This window comes from Bradyrhizobium glycinis (genome assembly GCF_016031655.1).
Taxonomy (GTDB): domain Bacteria; phylum Pseudomonadota; class Alphaproteobacteria; order Rhizobiales; family Xanthobacteraceae; genus Bradyrhizobium; species Bradyrhizobium glycinis.
On the sequence record NZ_JACCHQ010000029.1, the window covers coordinates 72,667 to 92,926 of the forward strand.

Here is a 20,260-nt window from a genome sequence, read left to right on the forward strand (position 1 = left end):
CGGAAACGACCCGAGGGAAAGATGACCGCGCCCAAGCCCCCTGCAGCCTGTCTGATCGGATGGCCGGCCGCGCATTCGCGCTCGCCGCTGATCCACCATCACTGGCTGCGCACGCTCGGCATTGAGGGTGGCTATGTCATCGAGGCGGTACCGCCCGAGGATTTGCGCGATTTCGTGCTGCGGCTGTCGCTGCGCGGCTTCGTCGGTGCCAACGTCACCATCCCGCACAAGGAATCCGTGCTGGTGCTGTCGACGCCCGACGCGCGCGCCAGGGCCGTCGGTGCTGCGAACACGCTGTGGTTTGCCGAGGGCGAGCTGCGCTGCACCAACACCGATGTCGAAGGCTTCATCAACAATCTCGACGCCAGCGCGCCGGGCTGGGACATGGCCGAGGCGGCGCTGGTGCTGGGCGCCGGCGGCTCCTCCCGCGCGGTCGTGTTCGGCCTGCTGGAACGCGGCGTCAAACGCGTGCATATCGCCAATCGCACCATTGCGCGAGCCGAGACGCTGGCAGAGCAGTTCGGGCCGAACGTGCACCCGCTGTCGTGGGACGCGATCGGCGACGTGCTGCCGCGTGCAAAGCTTCTCGTGAATACGACCTCGCTCGGCATGCATGGCCAGCCTTCACTCGATGTCGACGTCGCGCGCCTGCCGCAAGATGCCGTCGTCGCCGACCTCGTCTACGTTCCCCTGGTGACGCCGCTGCTCGCCGCGGCGAAGGCGCGCGGCCTGAAGACCGCCGACGGACTCGGCATGCTGCTGCATCAGGCGGTGCGCGGTTTCGAGCTGTGGTTCGGGCGGCGGCCCGAGGTCACCGCCGAGCTGCGTGCATTGGTCGAGGCCGATCTCACGAAGTCTTGAGAGAATAGCGCAGGGTCTTTCGGAGTTCTCTATTCCGGGGGCAATCGGAGACCGTCATGACTGTTCAACGTGCAACCTTCACACGTCCACTGATCGCCGTCGCGATGGTGGTCGTCTCGACCTACTGCGCCTTCGCCCAGAGAGCGCCGGTGCCGACGCGCGTGCGCGGCACCATCGAAAGCGTCATTGGCGACACCATGCAGGTCAAGTCGCGCAGCGGTGAAGAGCTCAAGCTTCGCCTCGCCTCCGACGTGAACGTGTCGGGCGTTACCAAGATCTCACTCGCCGACATCAAGCCCGGCTCGTTCATCGGCGCGACCACCGTGCCGGGACCGGACGGCAGCCAGAACGCCGTCGAGGTGCACGTGTTTCCGGAAAGCATGCGCGGCACCGGCGAAGGCTCGCGGCCCTGGGACCTCAAGCCCAACTCCAGCATGACCAATGCGACCGTGGCCGAGAGCGTCGTCGGCAACGACGGTCACACGCTGCTGGTCAAGTACAAGGACGGCGAGAAGAAGGTGTTCGTCGCCGACGACACGCCGGTCGTGACCTTCGTGCCCGGCGACAAATCCGAGCTGAAGCCCGGCGCCAAGGTCATCGCCTTCATGAAGCAATTGCCGGACGGCTCGTTCGAGACCAGCCGCGTCAGCGTCGGCCGCGACGGCCTGACGCCGCCGATGTGAGGATCGACGTTATCCAGACGAGGTGAGGGACGCATCGCTCTCTCACTCCCTCGCCCCGTTCCTACGGGGAGAGGGTGGGGTGAGGGGCTGTCTCCGCAAATTCGGCTTGGATTGTGGAGCGCTGCAGAGTCGGATGGACTTCGATCTTGGCGACAGCGTGCCTTGCCCCTCACCCGGATTGCTCAGGCGCGCAATCGCGCGCCAAAGCAATCCGACCTCTCCCCGCAGAAGGGCGGGGAGAGGTTAGGGCGCTCACACCGCGATCACGTGATCGTCGATCTCCTCGACCCGGTTGACGCCGCACAGGCCCATCGTGGTGAGCAGCTCCTTCTGGATGATGTCGATCGCCTTGGCGACGCCGGCCTGGCCGCCGGCGCCGAGGCCGTAGGCATAGGCGCGGCCGATCATGCAGGACTTCGCGCCGAGCGCCAGCGCGCGCATCACGTCCTGGCCGGAGCGGATGCCGCCGTCGAACATGATCTCCATCTTGTCACCGACCGCGTCCACGATCTCCGGCAGCACCTCGATCGATGACGGCGCGCCGTCGAGCTGGCGGCCGCCATGGTTGGAGACCACGATCGCCTGCGCACCGGTTTTCGCGGCGAGCTCGGCGTCCTCGACGTCGAGAATGCCCTTCAGGATCAGCTTGCCCGGCCAGATGCTGCGGACCCACTCGACGTCCTTCCAGTTCAAGGAGGTGTCGAACTGCGAGGCGGTCCATTCGGCGAGGCGGTTGAGATCCTCGGTGTTCTTCACGTGGCCAGCGATGTTGCCGAAGGTGCGGCGCTTGCCCTGCAGCACGCCGGAGACCCAGGCCGGCTTGCTGGCAAAGTCGAGCAGCTTCGACAACGACCATTCGGGCGGCACCGTCATGCCATTCTTGATGTCGGCGTGGCGCTGGCCGATCACCTGCAGGTCGACCGTCAGCACCAGCGCGCTGCACTTGGCGGCGATGGCGCGCTGGATCAATTCCTTGATGAAGCCGCGGTCCTTCATGACGTAGAGCTGGAACCAGAACGGCTTCTCGACGCTGGCGGCGATGTCCTCGATCGAGCAGATCGACATCGTCGATTGCGTGAACGGGATGCCGGCAGCCTGCGCGGCGCGGCAGGCGTGGATCTCGCCGTCTCCGTGCTGCATGCCGAGCAGGCCGACCGGCGCGAGGATCAGCGGCATCGTCGACGGCTCGCCGAGGATCGTGGTCGAGGTGTCGCGCTTGGAGACGTCGACCAGGATGCGCTGGCGGAACTTGATCGCCTGCATGTCCTCGCGGTTGGCGCGCAGCGTCTCCTCGGCGTAGGAGCCGCGGTCGCAATAGTCGAAGAACGCCTTCGGCACGCGGCGCCGATGCAGCGTGCGGAGATCGTCGATACAGGTAATATGCTTCATGTCGTTTCCCCGGCCCGTCATGTACCAAACAGTCTTGCCAAGCAGTCTTGCCAAACAGTCTTGCATCGGAAGATTTCGGGGTCATCTAGCATGGTTGGATGCACAGCCAAATCGTTTGCAGAACGTTTTGGAAGGAGAGCGCCAAGGAGAACACCATGACGAAGCCGCATCCGGGACCTTCGCCGGAAGAGATCAAGGAGAAGCATGATCTCGAGGAAGCGCTGGAAGAGGGACTGGAGGAGACCTTCCCCGGCTCGGATCCAGTCAATGTCACCCAGCCTGCGCCGAGCCGCCAGGACGGCCATGTGAAGCGCTCGGATTAGGGCGAGTTCCGCTTCTTTTCGCTGGTCTCGCCGGAACCACAATGTTAACAACGTGTTATCAGAGCGGTCGCGGCGCCGGTTCCGTAATGATTGATCATATTTTTTGAAGCCAAGTTAGCCGCGATAGCTTTATAAGACCTCGGCAAATCAGGGATGCGGGGCCCGTTGGGGCAGCCCGTGGTTGTAGAGGGGAGTCCCTGGTTGTTGCTTGGGGGACGATATGAGCCGCAAATATTTCGGGACGGACGGGATTAGGGGCCGCGCCAACGGACTGATCACGCCGGAGCTCGCGCTCAAGGTCGGCCAGGCCGCGGGCCTTGCATTTCAACGCGGCGACCACCGCCACCGGGTCGTGATCGGCAAGGACACCCGCCTGTCCGGCTACATGATAGAATACGCCATGGTCGCAGGCTTCACCTCGGTCGGCATGGACGTGCTGCTGGTCGGCCCGATGCCGACGCCGGCGGTCGCGATGCTGACCAAGTCGATGCGCGCCGATCTCGGCGTGATGATCTCCGCCTCGCACAATCTGTTCGAGGACAATGGCATCAAGCTGTTCGGCCCGCAGGGCTTCAAGCTCTCCGACGATGTCGAGCGGCAGATCGAGCAGCTGCTCGACGAATCCCTCGACAAGCGGCTCGCGCAGAGCGCGAGCTTGGGCCGCGCCCGCCGCATCGACGGCGTGCACGACCGCTACATCGAATTCGCCAAGCGTACGCTGCCGCGCGATCTTTCGCTCGAGGGCCTGCGCGTCGTGATCGATTGCGCCAACGGCGCCGCCTACAAGGTGGTGCCCGAGGCGCTGTGGGAATTGGGCGCTGACGTGGTGCCGATCGGCGTCGAGCCCGACGGTTTCAACATCAACAAGGATTGCGGCTCGACCTCGCCGGAGGCGCTGTCGAAGAAGGTGCGCGAGATGCGCGCCGATATCGGCATTGCGCTGGACGGCGACGCCGATCGCGTCATCCTGGTCGACGAGCGCGGCCATGTCGTCGACGGCGACCAGCTGCTCGCGGTGATCGCGCAGAGCTGGAAGGAGGATGGACGCCTCTCGCGTCCCGGCATCGTCGCCACGGTGATGTCCAATCTCGGGCTGGAGCGCTTCCTGCAAGGGCAGGGGCTCGAGCTGGTGCGCACGCCGGTCGGCGACCGCTACGTGCTCGAGCAGATGCTGAACGGCGGCTACAATCTCGGCGGCGAGCAGTCCGGCCACATCATCCTGTCCGACTACGCCACCACCGGCGACGGTTTCGTCGCCGCATTGCAGGTGCTCGCCGTGGTGCAGAAGCTGCGCCGCCCCGTGTCCGAGGTCTGCCACCGTTTCGATCCGCTGCCGCAGATCCTCAAAAACGTCCGCCACAAGGGCGGCAGGCCGCTCGACGATTCCGACGTCAAGTCGGCGATCTCCGACGGCGAAAAGCGCCTCAACGGCCACGGCCGCCTCTTGATCCGCTCCTCCGGCACCGAACCCGTGATCCGCGTCATGGGCGAAGGCGAGGACCGTCACCTCGTCGAGGACGTCGTCGACACCATTGTTTTCGCATTGGGGCAGGCTGCGGCGTAAGTACTTTCTTACCCTCTCTTGGAGGGGGAGGGTCGATCACGCGCAGCGCGAGCGGGGTGGGGTGATCCCTCCACACGAACAGTGCCCGTGAGGAGAGATCACCCCACCCCGTCACGTAATCTCGCTTTGCTCGATCGCGAGCCGACCCTCGCCCTCCAGGGGAGGGTAAGTGAACGGGCCGCGCGCATCCCAGCCATTTGCGATTGACGATGGTCCCGCCGCCGCCTGCGTCGTAATCAGCACTTCGCGGCAATCTGCCGCGCCGGAATCGCCGCCTTGAACAAGCCTGTCGTCGTCTCAGAGGAAACGCTGACCGAGCCCGTCGTCGTTGCCGACGTGGCGCCGACCGCCGCCAAAGCGGCAGGGCCGGCCTACGTCGTGCTCGCCGGCATCAGCGTCTCGCACTTCCTCAACGACACCATGCAGTCGCTGATCGCCTCGGTGTACCCGATCCTGAAGGACGCCTACGCGCTCGACTTCGCGCAGATCGGCATGATCACGCTGGCGTTCCAGTTCACGGCCTCGCTGCTGCAGCCGGTGGTCGGGCACTACACCGACAAGAAGGCGCAGCCCTATTCGCTCGCGGTCGGCATGGCCTCGACCTTCTTCGGCCTGTTGCTGCTCAGCGTCGCGCAGCAATATCTCGTCATCCTCGTCGCCGCCGCGCTGGTCGGCCTCGGCTCGGCGGTGTTTCACCCGGAATCGGCGCGCATCGCGCGGCTCGCCTCGGGCGGGCGCTACGGCTTTGCGCAATCGGTGTTCCAGCTCGGCGGCAGTTTCGGCACCTCGATGGGGCCGGTGCTCGCCGCGTTGATCGTGGTGCCATTCGGCCAGGGCAGCATCGCCTGGTTCTCCTCAATCGCGTTTCTCGCCATCCTGATTCTCTGGCGCATCGGGCGCTGGTACGCGCCGCAGATCACGGCGAAGAAAGCGGCGCCCGTCCACACCCAGCCCGGTGCGCCGAGCTCGCGCCGCGTCGCGGTCGCGCTTGTTGTGCTCGTCGCGCTGTTGTTCTCCAAGCAGCTCTACGTCTCGAGCCTGTCGAGCTATTACATCTTCTACCTGATCGATCGCTTCGGCGTGTCGACGCAGGCAGCCCAGATCTATCTCTTCGTCTTTCTCGCGGCGAACGCCGTGGGTGCGTTTCTCGGCGGTCCCCTGGGGGACCGCTTCGGCCGCAAGATCGTGATCTGGATTTCGATCCTCGGCGCGCTGCCGTTCACGCTGGCGCTGCCCTATGCCGGCCTCGTTGCCAGCTCGGTGCTCAGCGTCGCCATCGGCCTGATCATCTCCTCGACGACATCGTCGATCATCGTGTTCGCGCAGGAGCTGGTGCCGCACCGCTTCGGCATGATCTCCGGCGTGTTCTTCGGCGTCGCCTTCGGCATCGGGGGCCTGGGCGCGGCCGTGCTCGGCAAGCTCGCCGACCACACCTCGATCGAGTTCGTCTACCAGGTCTGCGCCTATCTGCCGGCGATCGGGCTGCTGGCGGTGTTCCTGCCCAAGCTGCCGCGACACGTGCGTTAACGCATCCTCTCTTGCCGCGTTGCGGCTTCACACATCGTTAGGGAATGCGGCGGGGATGTCGCATTTTGGGCGGCATTCTTGCAACGCCCGCACGGCAAGCGCGTGTGGGGTGAGAAAAAATCAACCTTAAAAATTAGGGTTAAGTGGCGCTTAAACATTTGCTGGCATCGTCCGGCCCGTGAGTTTCCAGAACGTGAGGCGCTCGTATTCAGCCTCACCGGCCATAAGGACGAAGCCAATGCGTAGCGTTAAGTCTCTCCTTGCCGCGGGTGCGGCAACCCTGATCTCGTCGATGGCGTTCGCCGCCGATATGCCGATCGCCGCGCCCCCTCCGATGTACGCGCCGCCGGCTCCGCCCGCCGACTTCGGCGGCTGGTATCTGCGCGGCGACATCGGCATGACCAACCAAAGCGCGAAGCGGATCGAGAGCAGCCTGCCGGCAGGGTTCACCAAGACGACGGAAGGCCTCGGCTTCGACTCCTCGCCGCTGTTCGGTCTCGGCGTCGGCTATCGCTTCAACAACTGGTTCCGCGCCGACGTGATCGGCCAGTACCGGGGCAAGGCCAATCTGCACGGCAGCGACAACGTCGTCGGACCCGGCTTCGTCGGCGTCAACAACTACAGCGGCAGCAAGTCCGAGTGGGTCGTGATGGCCAACGCCTATGTCGACCTCGGCACCTGGTGGTGCGTCACGCCGTTCATCGGCGCGGGCGTCGGCGGCTCCTACAACAGGATCAGCAGCTTCCGCGACGACGGCGTGTCCTACAGCCCGCTGCTCAACAACAGCGTCGCCTACTTCGCCGACAACGGAAAGTGGAACTTCGCCTGGGCCGCTCACGCCGGTCTCGCCTACAAGGTCAATCCCGGTTTCACCGTCGAACTGGCCTACAGCTACATGAACCTCGGCGACGCGGCGCCAGGCAACTTCCGCTTGTTCGACAACAGCGCCTCGGGCGCGACCTCGATCAAGATCAAGGAGCTCACCTCGCACGACGTCAAGCTCGGCGTGCGCTGGGACCTCAACAGCCCGCCGGCCTACATGCCGCCACCGCCGCTGGTCACGAAGGGCTGATCGGCAAGCGGATCGGTTAGGACTTCTTAACGGCGCGGGATCATCCCGCGCCGTTTTGCTTTGCGTATTTTTCATGGCGAGGTGCGCCGAAGCCGCCCGGCGCAACCATTGGTTAAGGTTAACAGGCGATGATCATCGCAACAGTTCGAGTCCGATGGAGCGTGGTGATGCGTAGGCTGGTGTTGGCAGCGGCGATGTTGGGGATGGTGTCTGCCGCGCAAGCGGCCGACATGCCGGACCTGCCCGTGCTGCGCGGCGGCTTCACAGACGGTCTGTCGAAGACCAGCCGCAACTGGGACGGCTATTACGCCGGCGGCCACTTCGGCTACACGACCGACTCATCCGATTTCGGCCAGAGCGTGGTCGGCCTGACCAACTACATCTTTCGTGACAGCGTGCTCCAGCAGCCGACCTCGTCGTGGTCGCTCCTCAGCAAGAACACGGCGCAGAGCACCAACTTCGGCGGATACGTTGGCCGCAACTGGCAGTGGTACGATGCGGTGCTCGGCCTCGAGGGTACTTACACCTACTTCAACAATCTCAAGACCGCGTCGACCGGCTCCAACTCTCTGGACATCATCAACCCCCCTGGCGACACGGTGCCGCCGGGGGCCTACAACCATTGGAACGTGACTCTGACCGGGGCCGCCGCGGCTCAGGTCAAGGACATGGTCACGTTGCGCGGGCGCATGGGCTGGGACGGCGGTGACGTCATGCCGTATGTCTTCGGCGGCGCTGCCATAGGCCGCATGGATGTTTCCCGCACGGTGTCCAGCAACGTAACGCTGCGGACCGATACGACGACGACCGATATATTGGGCAACACCGTCATCGTGCCGGGAACGACGAATCCCGTTCCATCTCAGTCGCAAACGCAGGGCCAGCACAAGACCAACGCTTTCGTAGTCGGCTGGACCGCCGGCATCGGGCTCGAATACTGCCTGTGGGGCGGCTTGTTTGCGCGAATCGAATACGAATATGTGCAGTTCTCACCCGTCATGAACACGCAGGTGACGCTGAACAACGCGCATGTCGGACTCGGCTACAAGTTCTGAGCCTGTCCCCTCTGGTTGACAACATTCCCCGCGCCTGATGCTCTGTCGTCCGAAAGTGGGGCGGTAGCGATGAAGATCTACGGCGACAGCAATTCGGGCAATTGTCTCAAGGTGAAGTGGGTCTGCGACAAGCTCGCTTTGCCCTACGAGTGGATCGAAATCGACACCCGCAAGGGCGAGACGCGCACGCCGCAATTCCTGAAGATGAACGGCGCCGGCCAGGTGCCCACAATCGCATTCGACGACGGCCGCACGCTGGCGCAGTCCAACGCCATCATCCGCTATCTCGCCCGCGACAGCGCGCTGGTTCCCCGCGACGCCTTCACGGCGGCCAAGATGGACGAATGGCTGTTCTGGGAGCAATACAGCCACGAGCCCTATATCGCCGTGTGCCGCTTCCTCATCGTCTATCTCGGCAAGGATGTGTCCGAGCTCGATCCCGAAAAGGTCAAGCGCGGCTATGCGGCGCTCGCCCGCATGGAGCAGCACCTCTCAGCCGGCCGCTTCTTCGCCGGCGATGAGGTGTCGCTCGCCGACGTGTCGCTGCTCGCCTATACGCGCCTCGCGCATGAAGGCGGCTTCGACCTTGGCCGCTATGCCTCCGTCCGCCGCTGGATCGGCGAAGTCGAAGCGTTTCTCGACCTTTCGCCGGCGCGCTGAATGCGGAGTCGTCTGACATGAATGCCGAAGCCGTGTCCATCCGTCCCGCGCGCCGCGAGGACGTCGCCGCGATCGTGGCGATGCTCGCCGACGATCATCTCGGCCGCGCGCGCGAGCGCGTGGAGGATCCGTTGCCGGCCGCCTATTACGACGCATTCGCGCGGATCGAGCGTGATCCGAATCTCACGCTGGTCGTTGCCGAGAGTGAGGGCAGGGTGGTCGGCTGCCTGCAGCTCGCGATCCTGCCGGGCCTGAGCTCGCAAGGCGGATCGCGCGGCCTGCTCGAGGACGTTCGCGTTGCCACCGAGTGTCGCAGCCGCGGCATCGGCGAGCAATTGGTGCAATGGGCCGTGTCGGAAGCAAAGGCGCGCGGCTGCAATCTGGTCGAGTTGCTCACGCATCAGACGCGCATCGATGCGCAGCGCTTCTACAAGCGGCTCGGCTTCACGGCGAGTCACGTCGGCATGACCGTCCGCTTTTGAAGCAGCGCAACGCGAGCGCTGCGCAGCCGGCGAAATCAGGGCTTTTCATTCGTCCTGTTAAGAGCCGGTAAACTACCGCTCCGTCGTTCACCTTGATGAAGGAACGAACGGTGCTACGGGGGCGTCTGACACCGGGCTCGCTCGGTTCGGGGCATTTCGATGACAAGCTATTCGATGATCAAGGTCGGCAACGACTATGTCGTGCAGGCCAATGACAAATGCATTTTGAAGGTCCGCAGCCGCCGCAAGGCGGCGCAATTGATCAGCGATGCCACGGACTTGCTGAATGCGATCGCCGTCGTCGAGGCCCCTGATATTGCACCGGATGCGCCATCACTGGCGCGTGAGGCCCCGGAACTTCCTTGACGGACCTTCCCGATTCCCGTATCAGCCGCGGCGGGACACCTCCCCCCAACGGGAGGCTTACTATCTGGAAGGGTAGATCATGACTGTAGCGAAGCCCGCTTCGCGGCCGAACGTGCCGCATTTCTCCTCCGGCCCCTGCGCCAAGCGCCCCGGCTGGAACGCCCAAAATCTCAAGGACGCAGCTCTCGGCCGTTCGCATCGCGCGAAGATCGGCAAGACTAAGCTCAAGCTCGCGATCGACCTGACGCGCGAAGTGCTCGAGGTCCCCGCCGATTACCGCATCGGCATCGTGCCGGCCTCCGATACCGGCGCGGTCGAGATGGCGCTGTGGTCGCTGCTCGGCGCACGGCCCGTCACCACGCTCGCCTGGGAATCCTTCGGCGAGGGCTGGGTCAGCGACATCGTCAAGGAATTGAAGCTCAAGGACGTCACCAAGCTCAATGCGGCTTACGGTGAGATCCCCGATCTGTCGAAGGTCGATCCCAAGACCGACATCGTCTTCACCTGGAACGGCACCACGTCGGGCGTGCGCGTGCCGAACGCCGACTGGATCAGCTCTGCCCGCGAAGGCCTGACCATCTGCGACGCGACCTCGGCAGCGTTTGCGCAGGCGCTCGACTGGGCCAAGCTCGACGTCGTCACCTTCTCCTGGCAGAAGGCGCTCGGCGGCGAGGCCGCGCATGGCATGCTGATCCTGTCGCCCCGCGCGGTGGAGCGGCTCGAGACCTACAAGCCGGCCTGGCCGCTGCCGAAGATCTTCCGCATGACCAAGGGCGGCAAGCTCAACGAAGGCATCTTCGTCGGCGAGACCATCAACACGCCGTCGATGCTCTGCGTCGAGGATTATCTCGATGCGCTGAACTGGGCCAAGTCGATCGGCGGTCTCAAGGCGCTGATCGCGCGCGCCGACGCCAACACCAAGGTGCTGGCCGACTGGAAGGCGAAGACGCCCTGGATCGACTTCCTGGCGAAGGATGCCTCGATCCGCTCCAACACCTCGGTGTGCCTGAAGTTCACCGATCCCGCGATCACCTCGCTGTCCGAGGACGCGCAAGCGGAGTTCAGCAAGAAGCTGGTGGCCCTGGTCGAGAAGGAAGGCGCGGGCTACGACTTCGCCTATTACCGCGATGCGCCGGCGGGCCTGCGCATCTGGTGCGGCGCCACGGTGGAAGCAAAGGACGTCGAGCTGCTGACGCAGTGGATCGACTGGGCCTTCGCCGAGACCAAGGCCACGCTCGCCAAGGCGGCGTAGTTCACTTCAACTCATTCTCGTCATGGCCGGGCTCGACCCGGCCATCCATCGCTCAAGAAGATGGATCCGCGGGTCTCTAGCGCGAAGACGCGCTTCGCGCTTTTGCCCGCGGGTGACGCTCCGTAAATGCAGCTCGCACCACGGATCATCCCCATGACCAAACCCAAAGTTCTCATTTCCGACGCGCTCTCGCCCGCAGCCGTGCAGATCTTCAAGGACCGCGGCATCGAGGTCGACTTCCAGCCCAATCTCGGCAAGGACAAGGACAAGCTGGCCGAGATCATCGGCAATTACGACGGCCTTGCGATCCGCTCGGCGACCAAGGCGACGGCCAAGATCATCGAGAAGGCGACCAGGCTGAAGGTGATCGGCCGCGCCGGTATCGGCGTCGACAATGTCGAGATCCCGGCAGCCACCGCCAAGGGCATCATCGTGATGAACACGCCGTTCGGCAATTCGATCACGACGGCCGAGCACGCCATCACCCTGATGCTGGCGCTGGCCCGAGAGATCCCGCAGGCCGACGCCTCGACGCAGGCCGGCAAGTGGGAGAAGAACCGCTTCATGGGTGTCGAGATCACCGGCAAGGTGCTGGGCGTCGTCGGCTGCGGCAATATCGGCTCCATCGTCGCCGACCGCGCGCTCGGCCTGCGCATGAAGGTGATCGCGTTCGATCCGTTCCTGTCGCCGGAGCGCGCCAAGGACATCGGCGTCGAGAAGGTCGAGCTCGACGACCTGCTCAAGCGCGCCGACTTCATCACGCTGCACACGCCGCTGACCGAGAAGACGAAGAACATCATCGACGCGGCCGCGATCGCCAAGATGAAGAAGGGCGTGCGCCTGATCAATTGCGCCCGCGGCGGCCTCGTCGACGAGCAGGCGGTGGTCGATGCGCTCAACTCCAAGCACATCGCCGGCGCCGCCTTCGACGTCTTCGTTGAGGAGCCCGCGACCAAGAACGTGCTGTTCGGCCATCCCAACGTGATCTGCACACCGCATCTCGGCGCCTCCACCACCGAAGCGCAGGAGAACGTCGCGCTCCAAGTCGCCGAGCAGATGTCGGACTACCTGCTCACCGGCGCGATCTCGAATGCGGTCAACTTCCCCTCGATCACGGCGGAAGAAGCGCCGAAGCTGAAGCCGTTCATCGCGCTCGCCGAGAAGCTCGGCTCGTTCGCCGGCCAGCTCACCGAGAGCGGCATCCTCAAGGTCGAGATCACTTATGAGGGCCACGTCGCCGAGATGAAGATCAAGGCGATCACCTCCGCCGTGCTGTCGGGCCTGTTGCGGCCGATGCTCGGCGAGGTCAACGTCGTGTCGGCGCCTGTCGTCGCCAAGGAGCGCGGCATGGTGGTCGACGAGATCGTCCGCGCCGCCCAGAGCGACTATGAGAGCCTGATCACCGTCACGGTGGCGACCGAACACCAGCAGCGCTCGGTCTCCGGCACCGTGTACCATGACGGCAAGCCGCGATTGGTTGACGTCAAGGGCATCCGCGTCGATGCCGAGTTCGGCAAGTCGATGATCTACGTCACCAACGAGGACAAGCCGGGCTTCATCGGCCAGTTCGCGAGCCTCTTGGGCGATGCCAAGATCAACATCGCGACCTTCCATCTCGGCCGCGTCGCCCCCGGCAGCGATGCCATCGCGTTGGTCGAGGTCGACGGTGTGGTGCCGGCCGATGTGCTCGCCAAGGTGCAGGCCCTGCCGCAGGTCAAGCAGGCCAAGGCGCTGACGTTCTGAGAGGCCGTCATTCCGGGGCTCGCGAAGCGAGAACCCGGAATCTCGTCATTCCGGGTTCGGCTCTTCGAGCCGCCCCGGAATGACGAGCATCATATTCCGACCCGCGGAACAACGCCGCCTCCGTCACCGGGAGGCGGCGTTTTATTTTCCCCGCGACCACGTGACTTTGTGTACCAATGGCGCCAGGAACGCCTCGTAACCACGCTCCGTTCCAAATCGTTCGACAAGGGAGAAAACAATGCGTGAAGCCGTCATCGTTTCCTATGCGCGCACGGGCCTGGCGAAATCCGGCCGCGGCGGGTTCAACATCACGCCGCCGATGTCGCTCGCGGCCCACGCCATCCATCACGCGGTGGACCGCGCCGGAGTCGAGAAGGACTATGTCGAGGACTGCTATCTCGGCAATTGCGCCCATGGCGCGCCGAACATCGGCCGCCAGGCCGCGCTGCTCGCGGGCCTGCCGAAGACCACCGCCGGCGTGTCGGTGAACCGCTTCTGCTCGTCGGGCCTGCAGACCATCGCGATGGCCGCGAACTCGATCCGCTCCGACGGTGCCGATTGCATCGTCGCCGGCGGCGTCGAGAGCATCTCGATTCCCGGCGGCGGCACGCCGAAGGAATCGGTCGATCCGGAGCTGCTCAAGGTCGCTCCCGACATCTTCATGGCGATGATCGACACCGCCGACATCGTCGCCGAGCGCTACAAGCTCAGCCGTGAATATCAGGACGAGTTCTCGCTGGAATCGCAGCGCCGCATGGCCGCGGCCCAGCAGGCGAACAAGTTCAAGGACGAGATCGTCCCGATGAAGACCAAGATGAAGGTGGTCGACAAGCAGACCAAGGCCGAGTCGATCGTCGACTACACCGTCGATCGCGACGAATGCAATCGCCCCGACACCACGATGGAAGGTCTTGCCAAGCTCGAGCCGGTGAAGGGCCCGGGCAAGTTCGTCACCGCCGGCAATGCCAGCCAGCTCTCGGACGGCGCCGCCGCGGTGGTGCTGATGGAAGCCAAGGACGCCGAGAAGCGCGGCCTCAAGCCGCTCGGCCGCTTCGTCGCCTGGGCCACCGCCGGCTGCGAGCCGGACGAGATGGGCATCGGCCCGGTGTTCGCGATCCCGAAGCTGCTCAAGCGCACCGGCCTCAAGATCGACGACATCGATCTGTGGGAGCTCAACGAGGCCTTCGCCAGCCAGTGCCTGTACTGCCGCGACAAGCTCGGCATCGATCCCGCCAAGTACAACGTCAACGGCGGCTCGATCGCGATCGGCCATCCCTTCGGCATGACGGGTGCCCGTCTCACCGGCCATTTGCTGCAGGAAGGCGCCCGCCGCAAGGCCAAGTGGGGCGTGGTGACGATGTGCATCGGCGGCGGCCAGGGCGGCGCCGGCCTGTTCGAGATCTATCACTGAGGCTGGAGTCTCTCTGCAGACGTGGCAAGGAAGCACGGCGCGATTGAAGCGCCGTGTTTCCATTCTGGAACTCTGCTCTGCACGTCACCGTGCACAGCAGCGAGCATTTCGGATCGCACGTATTAATACGTATCCGCAAATTAACGGAAGCTTTCACCGAATATCGCTTCATCAACCGCATCGCTCACCACCAGCTTGGTCTACGATGCGGCTTCTCTCCTTGCGACTCACTCACAAGATCACCGCGATCGGCGTCATTGGCGTCGTCGGCGTCGTCCTGATCGGCGGCATCCACCTCTACGGCGAGCGGAGGATGGGCGTCTATCGCGACGCGGCCGAGGATGCGCGCACCGTGTTTGAGCTGAACAACAGGATCGCGGTCGAGCTGCTCGAGGCGCGTCGCGCCGAAAAGGATTTTCTGCTGCGCAGCGATCCGGCGAGGGCGCAGCGCCAGGTCGAGATCAGCCGGCAGGTGGCGCTCGACATCGAGACGCTCCGCGGCAAGATCGCAGCGCTCGGCCAGCCCGAGCTGGCACAGAAGATCGACGCGATGAATGCGTCGCTGAAGACCTATCAGGCCCGCTTCGCCGCGGTGGTCGAGGAACGACAGCGGCTCGGCCTCGACGAGAAGTCCGGCCTCGAAGGCCGCCTGCGCGCATCGGTCCATGGTATCGAGAGCCAGGTCGACCAGTTCCAGAATTCCGAGCTCAAGGTGATCATGCTGATGATGCGCCGGCATGAGAAGGATTTCATGCTGCGTCGGAACGCCAGATATCGCGAGGAGATGAAGAAGCGCGCGTCCGAATTTGCCGCTGCGCTCGAGGCGGCGGCGATCGCCGACGGCGCCAAGGCCGAGCTGCGCCAGAAGCTCGCCGATTATCAGCGCGACTTCTCCGCCTGGATGGAGACCGCGCTGGAGCTGGCGGCCGAATCGAAGGCGATGTCGGAGGCCTTCGCTTCGGTCGAGCCCGTGATCGAGCAGATCTCGACATCGGTCGACCGCATCCGTGCCGATGCCGACCGTCTCAACGACGCCGAGCGTACCAGCATCCAGTTCTGGATTGCAGTCGCGATCGCGCTGATTGCGACGAGCGTGCTCGGCCTCGGCATCTTCATCGGACGTTCGGTCTCGAGGCCATTGACTGCGATGCGCGCGGCGATGATCGAGCTTGCCAACGGCAATTTCGCAATCGTTCTTCCCGGGCTCGGCCGCCCCGACGAGATCGGCGAGATCGCGCAAGCCGTCGAGACGTTCAAGATCAATGCCGAGCGGAAGGCGCAGCAGGAGGCCGAAGAGAAGATCAGGCAGGACAAGCTCGCCGCCGAGCGCCGCCGCGCCGACATGATCAGGATGGCCGATGATTTCGAGGGCGCGATCGGCGAGATCGTCGAGACCGTGTCGTCGGCGGCCAACGAGCTCGAGGCGTCGGCGACGTCGCTGACCACGACCGCCAGCCGGTCGACCGAGCTCGCCACGCTGGTCGAGGCGGCGTCCGAGGAAGCGGCGACCAACGTGCAGTCGGTGGCGTCCGCCGCCGAGGAGCTGACCGCGTCCGTGAACGAGATCAGCCGCCAGGTGCAGGCCTCCGCGCGCATGGCGGGCGAGGCCGTCACCCAGGCCGGGCAGACCAACGACCGCGTCAGCGAATTGTCCAAGGCGGCCGCCCGCATCGGCGACGTGGTCGAGCTCATCAATGCCATCGCCGGCCAGACCAACCTGCTCGCCCTGAACGCCACCATCGAGGCGGCGCGCGCGGGCGAGGCCGGACGCGGCTTTGCCGTGGTGGCTTCGGAAGTGAAGGCGCTGGCCGAGCAGACCGCGAAGGCGACCGGTGACATCGGTCAGCAGATCTCGAGCATCCAGGTCGCGACGCAAGATTCCGTCGGTGCGATCAAGACTATCGGCGGCACCATCGAGCGTCTCTCTGAAATCTCCTCCACCATCGCGGCCGCGGTGGAAGAGCAGGGCGCTGCGACCAGCGAGATCTCACGCAACGTCCAAAGCGCCGCCGCCGGCACCACGCAGGTCAGCGCCAACATCTCCAGCGTGCGCCAGGGCGCGACCGAGACAGGATCTGCCTCCTCGCAGGTGCTGTCCGCGGCACAATCGCTGTCGAACGACAGCAGCCGGTTGAAGATCGAGGTGAGCAGGTTCCTGGAGACGGTCCGCGCGGCGTGACGTAAGGGGCGCGCCGCTCCTACCGCCCGCAATGACAGTGGAGCCTCACGCCCCCGCCAGCGCGGGCGCAAGCACCACCTCGATCAGCGTGCCGTGGCCGGCGCTCTTGATGTTGAACCGGGCGCGGTTGGCTTCGACCAGGGCCTTGGTCAGCGACAGGCTCAGCGCCGAGCTGTCGGCGGCGTCTCCCGGCGGCGGGGTGCGGAACGGCTCCATCGCGGCGGCGACCTCGCGCTCGGAAAGGCCATGGCCGGTGTCGCGGATGCGCAATGCGATCTCGCCGCGATCGGTCAAGGCGGTCGAGACGATGACCTGGCCGCCGGCGCTGGCGAGCCGGATCGAGTTCGAGATCAGATTCATGGTGATCTGCCGCATCGCGCGCGCATCGACGCTCACCTGCGGCAGCGCATGGGCGAGCGAGGTGCGGATGATGATGCGCTCGCGGTTGGCCTGCGGCTGCATCACCGTCACGCAGGCTTCGACCAGGTCGTTGAGGTTCAAGTTCGCAAAATTCAGATCGAGCTTGCCGGTCTCGATCCGCGACAGCTCCAGCAGGTCGTCGATGATAGCGATGACGCGCTCGCCGGAAGCGCGGATGTCCTTCATGTATTCGCCATAGCGCTCGTTGCCGAGCGCGCCGAAGCGCTCGGAGATCATCACCTCGGCAAAGCCGATGATGGCGTTGAGTGGCGTGCGGATCTCGTGGCTGATCCGCACCAGCATGTCGGCCTTGGCATTCGCCGCACCGTCGACGAGGCGGCGGGCCTGGGTCAATTCGCTCTCGCCCCTCTTGGCATGCGAGAGATCGCGGAATACGGCGAAGAAGTTCGGCCCGTCGGGCCGGGTGCGGCCCATGATCATCGCGAGCGGGATGACGCCGCCCTTCTTCTCGCGACCCAGCACCTCGCGGCCATGATCGAGCAGGCTGGAGATGTCCTGGCTCTTCAGGCTTTCGAGATAATCGGCGACGATCTGCTGGCTCTCGGGCGCGAACAGCGTCAGCAAATTCTGCTGCAGCAGCGCCTCGCCGTCATAGCCGAACAGCGCCTCCGCGCTGCGGTTGCAGGCGTGGATGTTGCCTTCGGCATCGAACATCACGATGCCCTCGGCCGTGGTGTCGAGGATGGCGGCGAGATCCTCGGCCTCGGCTTCGCCGGCCGCGGGCTCCGCTTCCGAAGCGTCAGACTCTGCGGCCGCCACGGTCTCCGCGACGGCAGGCGCCGCGGCGATCGGCGCCGCTTGCGGCAGCGCGCAGATCAGCGCATGCGCGCTGTCGCCGTCCCACTCGATCGTGTGCAGATGCGCTTCCGTCGTCGCCGGCGGCGTTTCGCCGTTCGGAGCCGTCGCGCTGATCGTGACAGGCGTGCCGCCTTGCGAGGTGCTGCTGGCCGCCGAAACGCCCGGCTCGACATAGAGCGCGTCCAGCCCGCCGGCATGCTCCAGCGCGTTCAGGCTGTCATAGCCCATGCGCGCGAGGAAGGCGGGATTAGCGTAGAGCAGGCGGTCGAGCCGATAGATCAGGATGCCCGTCGGCAACAGGTCGAGCAGCGTGCGGTCGCGCGCGCTCATCCCGCGCGGCGGCGGTGCGGGCTCGGTCAGCCATTCGGCTGCGGCCTGCGGCGGCTCCGGCTCTGGCGCTTCGGCTGCGATCTCCGCCACCGGCTCGGCCGCGTCACTCGCGAAAGTCTCGCGCTCGCGTTCGAGCCGCTCGGACAATTGCCGCGCGAGCTCGTTGAACGCGCTGTTCTCGACCGGCGTCAGCGTCGGAGGCCGCGTATCGCCGGCGGCGCGGAACGGCACGACATTGGGAGGCGTTTCCACGGGCGTGTCCAGTTCGGTTGGGTGTGAAGTCGTCTCGCTTGTGGGCTCTGGCAGGTCGGGTTCGGCTTGCGGCTCGGGCTCGATTGGCGCGATCGGCGGCGCCGCCGCCGCTGCTTCGCCGTCGGCCTCTGTTTCGGCCTCCGCTTCAGGCTCGGCTTCCGCATCGGGCGCGACGGCCTCAGTGGAGTGGCCCTGTTGCGCCGGCGCGTCGACGAGCAGCTCGAAGCGCCTGAGCGCCTCGAGCCGGTTGAGGGCATCGAGATCGCGGCAGACACCAAAGCCGCGGAAGCCGGCGAACTGACGGTTGCGGTCGTAGACCGGCAGGCCCGCGAGCTCGACCGGAATGTGCTCGCCGCCGTCGGCCGGCCAGTTCACTGTGATGCCGGCCCAGGTATCCTTGCTTTCGAGCGCCTTCGCCACGCGCCCTTCGGGATCGAGCGCCAACGCCTCGGCGATCTCGCGCCAGGGGCGGCCGAAGCCGGCAGCCGTGTGCGCGCCTATCAGGCGGATGAATTCGTCGGAGCCGAGCACAAAGCGGCCCTCTTCATCCATCTGCCAGAGGAAGCGCAGCGGATGCTGACGCGGTGCGGGCGGCTCTTGCTGGTTCGAAGAGCACTGGCCCCAAGAGTTCTGGTCTGAAGTCGGCTCGACCATGCCTGCATTGATCGGCGCGGGCTGCGGCGACACAATGGCTTGCGGCTGGTTTTCAACCGGAGTTTTGGCCCCCTCGGGGATGATCGGCGCGTTCGTGTCGACAGGTGTCTCGGCCGGCTCGGTGAAGGCGTCGAACAGCGCGATCGCAGACGGCGCCTCGTCCGGCGCAGGCTCTGCGTCCTCCGGCGCCGCGACCGGCGAGACCTCCGGCGCGGCCTCGCGCGCCGCTGTGGCGGCCGCCGGTTCGATCAGCGCGACCAGGCCGATATCGGCGCCGCTGCCGACCCGCTGCAGCACCATCTGGCCGATGCCGATCGGCATCGCGGCGCGGCCTTTTGCCAGCGCATCGCTGCGGGCCCGGTCGAGGCCGGCCCCGAACAGATCGCGAAAGCCCAGCAGGGAGCGCGCGGCCTCGCTCGCGCCGACGAACAGCCCGTCCGGCGCAAACGCCGCCATCGGCACCTTGGCGCCGGCGACCAGCCGATGCAGCCGCTCGACCAGCGGCATGGTGCGCAGCGTCGGCTCCATTGCGATCACGAGTACGGCATGGCCGCCATCGGAAAAGTCGAGCCGCGCGCAAGCACAGGTCATCAGCGCCCCTAACCGGGCGCCGAAGCCGCGCAGCCGCTGCAGCCGCACCGCCCCGTTCGCCGGCAGCTGCCGAGCAAGCCTGACGACCTGGCGGCGATGGCTGTCTGCGGGGCCGAACACCTTGTCCGCAAGGCCTGCGCTGCTCGCCGCGCCGAACAGTTTGGCGCCGACCGGATTGGCCCACAGCACGCGCGCGCCGTCGGTCGACCACAGCCAGGCCGGCAGGGCAGAGGTCGCATGCACGGCCAGCCGCGGATCGCCCACCCCTCGCAACTGGAAATCCGAACGCGTCATCAGGCCGGCTGTCACTCACGCATCAGGTGTGCGGCTGCCGGGAATGACAGCCTTAAGAAAGGGTTAGTATCGCCCGGAAGCCGCGACCAGGTCCACGGCCCAAAGCCCGCAAGCGTCCCCCAAGCGGCGATAACCTTAATCCCGCCACCCCCGCAAGCCGCAGCAATGGTGTGTCCAGAGGGATTCGCTCGCAGGCGGTTCAAAGCCCGTGCCGCACGACCGGTGCCCATCCTCCCCCTGGAGGGGGAGGATCGGTCCGCGCGAAGCGCGAGCCGAGGTGGGGTGACAGTCTTTCCAAGCAGGCGGTCCCCGAGTGGAGAGATCACCCCACCC

At 65.5% G+C, this 20,260-nt stretch carries 16 protein-coding genes; 14 read left to right on the forward strand and 2 right to left on the reverse strand.

Annotated features, from left to right (window positions below; genetic code table 11):
* Window positions 1–21 precede the first annotated feature (21 nt).
* Together HZZ16_RS30870 and HZZ16_RS30875 are read left to right on the forward strand one after the other, a co-directional pair.
* Window positions 22–861 (forward strand): shikimate dehydrogenase, encoded by an 840-nt coding sequence (locus HZZ16_RS30870; RefSeq protein ID WP_197953733.1) that lies wholly within the window; start codon window positions 22–24, stop codon window positions 859–861.
* A gap of 56 nt (window positions 862–917) precedes the next feature.
* Window positions 918–1,544: a hypothetical protein gene (locus HZZ16_RS30875; protein WP_197953735.1), complete on the forward strand. Its 627-nt coding sequence runs from the start codon at window positions 918–920 to the stop codon at window positions 1,542–1,544.
* A gap of 252 nt (window positions 1,545–1,796) precedes the next feature.
* Here HZZ16_RS30875 and HZZ16_RS30880 read toward each other — a convergent pair whose 3' ends face one another.
* Window positions 1,797–2,933 (reverse strand): alpha-hydroxy acid oxidase, encoded by a 1,137-nt coding sequence (locus tag HZZ16_RS30880; protein ID WP_197953737.1) that lies wholly within the window; start codon window positions 2,931–2,933, stop codon window positions 1,797–1,799.
* A 155-nt stretch (window positions 2,934–3,088) separates the two neighbouring features.
* Here HZZ16_RS30880 and HZZ16_RS30885 point away from each other — a divergent pair, with 155 nt between their 5' ends.
* The 12 genes from HZZ16_RS30885 (at window position 3,089) to HZZ16_RS30940 (ending at window position 16,567) form a co-directional block, all read left to right on the forward strand.
* Window positions 3,089–3,256, forward strand: a complete 168-nt coding sequence (locus HZZ16_RS30885) for a hypothetical protein (protein WP_197953739.1) — start codon at window positions 3,089–3,091, stop codon at window positions 3,254–3,256.
* A gap of 220 nt (window positions 3,257–3,476) precedes the next feature.
* The gene (glmM, locus tag HZZ16_RS30890; RefSeq protein WP_197953741.1) at window positions 3,477–4,820 is read left to right on the forward strand and encodes a phosphoglucosamine mutase; all 1,344 of its coding nucleotides are present in this window, start codon (window positions 3,477–3,479) and stop codon (window positions 4,818–4,820) included.
* 276 nt (window positions 4,821–5,096) lie between these two features.
* The gene (locus HZZ16_RS30895; RefSeq protein ID WP_197953743.1) at window positions 5,097–6,347 is read left to right on the forward strand and encodes an MFS transporter; all 1,251 of its coding nucleotides are present in this window, start codon (window positions 5,097–5,099) and stop codon (window positions 6,345–6,347) included.
* Window positions 6,348–6,585: 238 nt separating this feature from the next.
* Window positions 6,586–7,419 (forward strand): outer membrane protein, encoded by an 834-nt coding sequence (locus HZZ16_RS30900; protein WP_197953745.1) that lies wholly within the window; start codon window positions 6,586–6,588, stop codon window positions 7,417–7,419.
* A 128-nt stretch (window positions 7,420–7,547) separates the two neighbouring features.
* Window positions 7,548–8,474, forward strand: a complete 927-nt coding sequence (locus HZZ16_RS30905) for an outer membrane protein (RefSeq protein WP_246510554.1) — start codon at window positions 7,548–7,550, stop codon at window positions 8,472–8,474.
* 69 nt (window positions 8,475–8,543) lie between these two features.
* The gene (locus HZZ16_RS30910; protein ID WP_197953747.1) at window positions 8,544–9,134 is read left to right on the forward strand and encodes a glutathione S-transferase family protein; all 591 of its coding nucleotides are present in this window, start codon (window positions 8,544–8,546) and stop codon (window positions 9,132–9,134) included.
* Between the two features lie 17 nt (window positions 9,135–9,151).
* Window positions 9,152–9,616, forward strand: a complete 465-nt coding sequence (locus HZZ16_RS30915; RefSeq protein WP_197953748.1) for a GNAT family N-acetyltransferase — start codon at window positions 9,152–9,154, stop codon at window positions 9,614–9,616.
* Window positions 9,617–9,790: 174 nt separating this feature from the next.
* The gene (locus tag HZZ16_RS30920; RefSeq protein ID WP_246510555.1) at window positions 9,791–9,982 is read left to right on the forward strand and encodes a hypothetical protein; all 192 of its coding nucleotides are present in this window, start codon (window positions 9,791–9,793) and stop codon (window positions 9,980–9,982) included.
* A 79-nt stretch (window positions 9,983–10,061) separates the two neighbouring features.
* A complete protein-coding gene (locus tag HZZ16_RS30925; protein WP_197953750.1) occupies window positions 10,062–11,234 on the forward strand; it encodes a phosphoserine transaminase in 1,173 nt (390 codons plus the stop codon).
* 153 nt (window positions 11,235–11,387) lie between these two features.
* On the forward strand, window positions 11,388–12,977 hold the full coding sequence (gene serA / locus HZZ16_RS30930; RefSeq protein ID WP_197953751.1) for a phosphoglycerate dehydrogenase: 1,590 nt from the start codon (window positions 11,388–11,390) through the stop codon (window positions 12,975–12,977).
* A 238-nt stretch (window positions 12,978–13,215) separates the two neighbouring features.
* Window positions 13,216–14,388, forward strand: coding sequence for a thiolase family protein (locus tag HZZ16_RS30935; protein WP_197953752.1), 1,173 nt, complete (start codon window positions 13,216–13,218; stop codon window positions 14,386–14,388).
* Window positions 14,389–14,593: 205 nt separating this feature from the next.
* Window positions 14,594–16,567 carry a methyl-accepting chemotaxis protein gene (locus tag HZZ16_RS30940; RefSeq protein WP_197953763.1) on the forward strand — a complete coding sequence of 658 codons (1,974 nt, stop codon included), beginning with the start codon at window positions 14,594–14,596 and terminating at the stop codon, window positions 16,565–16,567.
* Window positions 16,568–16,612: 45 nt separating this feature from the next.
* Here the strand turns inward: HZZ16_RS30940 and HZZ16_RS30945 are convergent, their stop codons facing one another.
* Window positions 16,613–19,927, reverse strand: coding sequence for a PAS domain-containing sensor histidine kinase (locus HZZ16_RS30945; protein WP_197953764.1), 3,315 nt, complete (start codon window positions 19,925–19,927; stop codon window positions 16,613–16,615).
* Window positions 19,928–20,260 lie beyond the last annotated feature (333 nt).

Coding starts and splice junctions, on each gene's coding strand:
- HZZ16_RS30870 (WP_197953733.1), top strand. CDS start 22: ATGACCGCGCCCAAGCCCCCTGCAGCCTGTCTGATCGGATGGCCGGCC.
- HZZ16_RS30875 (WP_197953735.1), top strand. CDS start 918: ATGACTGTTCAACGTGCAACCTTCACACGTCCACTGATCGCCGTCGCG.
- HZZ16_RS30915 (WP_197953748.1), top strand. CDS start 9,152: ATGAATGCCGAAGCCGTGTCCATCCGTCCCGCGCGCCGCGAGGACGTC.
- glmM (WP_197953741.1), top strand. CDS start 3,477: ATGAGCCGCAAATATTTCGGGACGGACGGGATTAGGGGCCGCGCCAAC.
- HZZ16_RS30925 (WP_197953750.1), top strand. CDS start 10,062: ATGACTGTAGCGAAGCCCGCTTCGCGGCCGAACGTGCCGCATTTCTCC.
- HZZ16_RS30935 (WP_197953752.1), top strand. CDS start 13,216: ATGCGTGAAGCCGTCATCGTTTCCTATGCGCGCACGGGCCTGGCGAAA.
- HZZ16_RS30905 (WP_246510554.1), top strand. CDS start 7,548: ATGATCATCGCAACAGTTCGAGTCCGATGGAGCGTGGTGATGCGTAGG.
- HZZ16_RS30900 (WP_197953745.1), top strand. CDS start 6,586: ATGCGTAGCGTTAAGTCTCTCCTTGCCGCGGGTGCGGCAACCCTGATC.
- serA (WP_197953751.1), top strand. CDS start 11,388: ATGACCAAACCCAAAGTTCTCATTTCCGACGCGCTCTCGCCCGCAGCC.
- HZZ16_RS30920 (WP_246510555.1), top strand. CDS start 9,791: ATGATCAAGGTCGGCAACGACTATGTCGTGCAGGCCAATGACAAATGC.
- HZZ16_RS30940 (WP_197953763.1), top strand. CDS start 14,594: ATGCGGCTTCTCTCCTTGCGACTCACTCACAAGATCACCGCGATCGGC.
- HZZ16_RS30945 (WP_197953764.1), bottom strand. CDS start 19,927: ATGACGCGTTCGGATTTCCAGTTGCGAGGGGTGGGCGATCCGCGGCTG.
- HZZ16_RS30885 (WP_197953739.1), top strand. CDS start 3,089: ATGACGAAGCCGCATCCGGGACCTTCGCCGGAAGAGATCAAGGAGAAG.
- HZZ16_RS30880 (WP_197953737.1), bottom strand. CDS start 2,933: ATGAAGCATATTACCTGTATCGACGATCTCCGCACGCTGCATCGGCGC.
- HZZ16_RS30910 (WP_197953747.1), top strand. CDS start 8,544: ATGAAGATCTACGGCGACAGCAATTCGGGCAATTGTCTCAAGGTGAAG.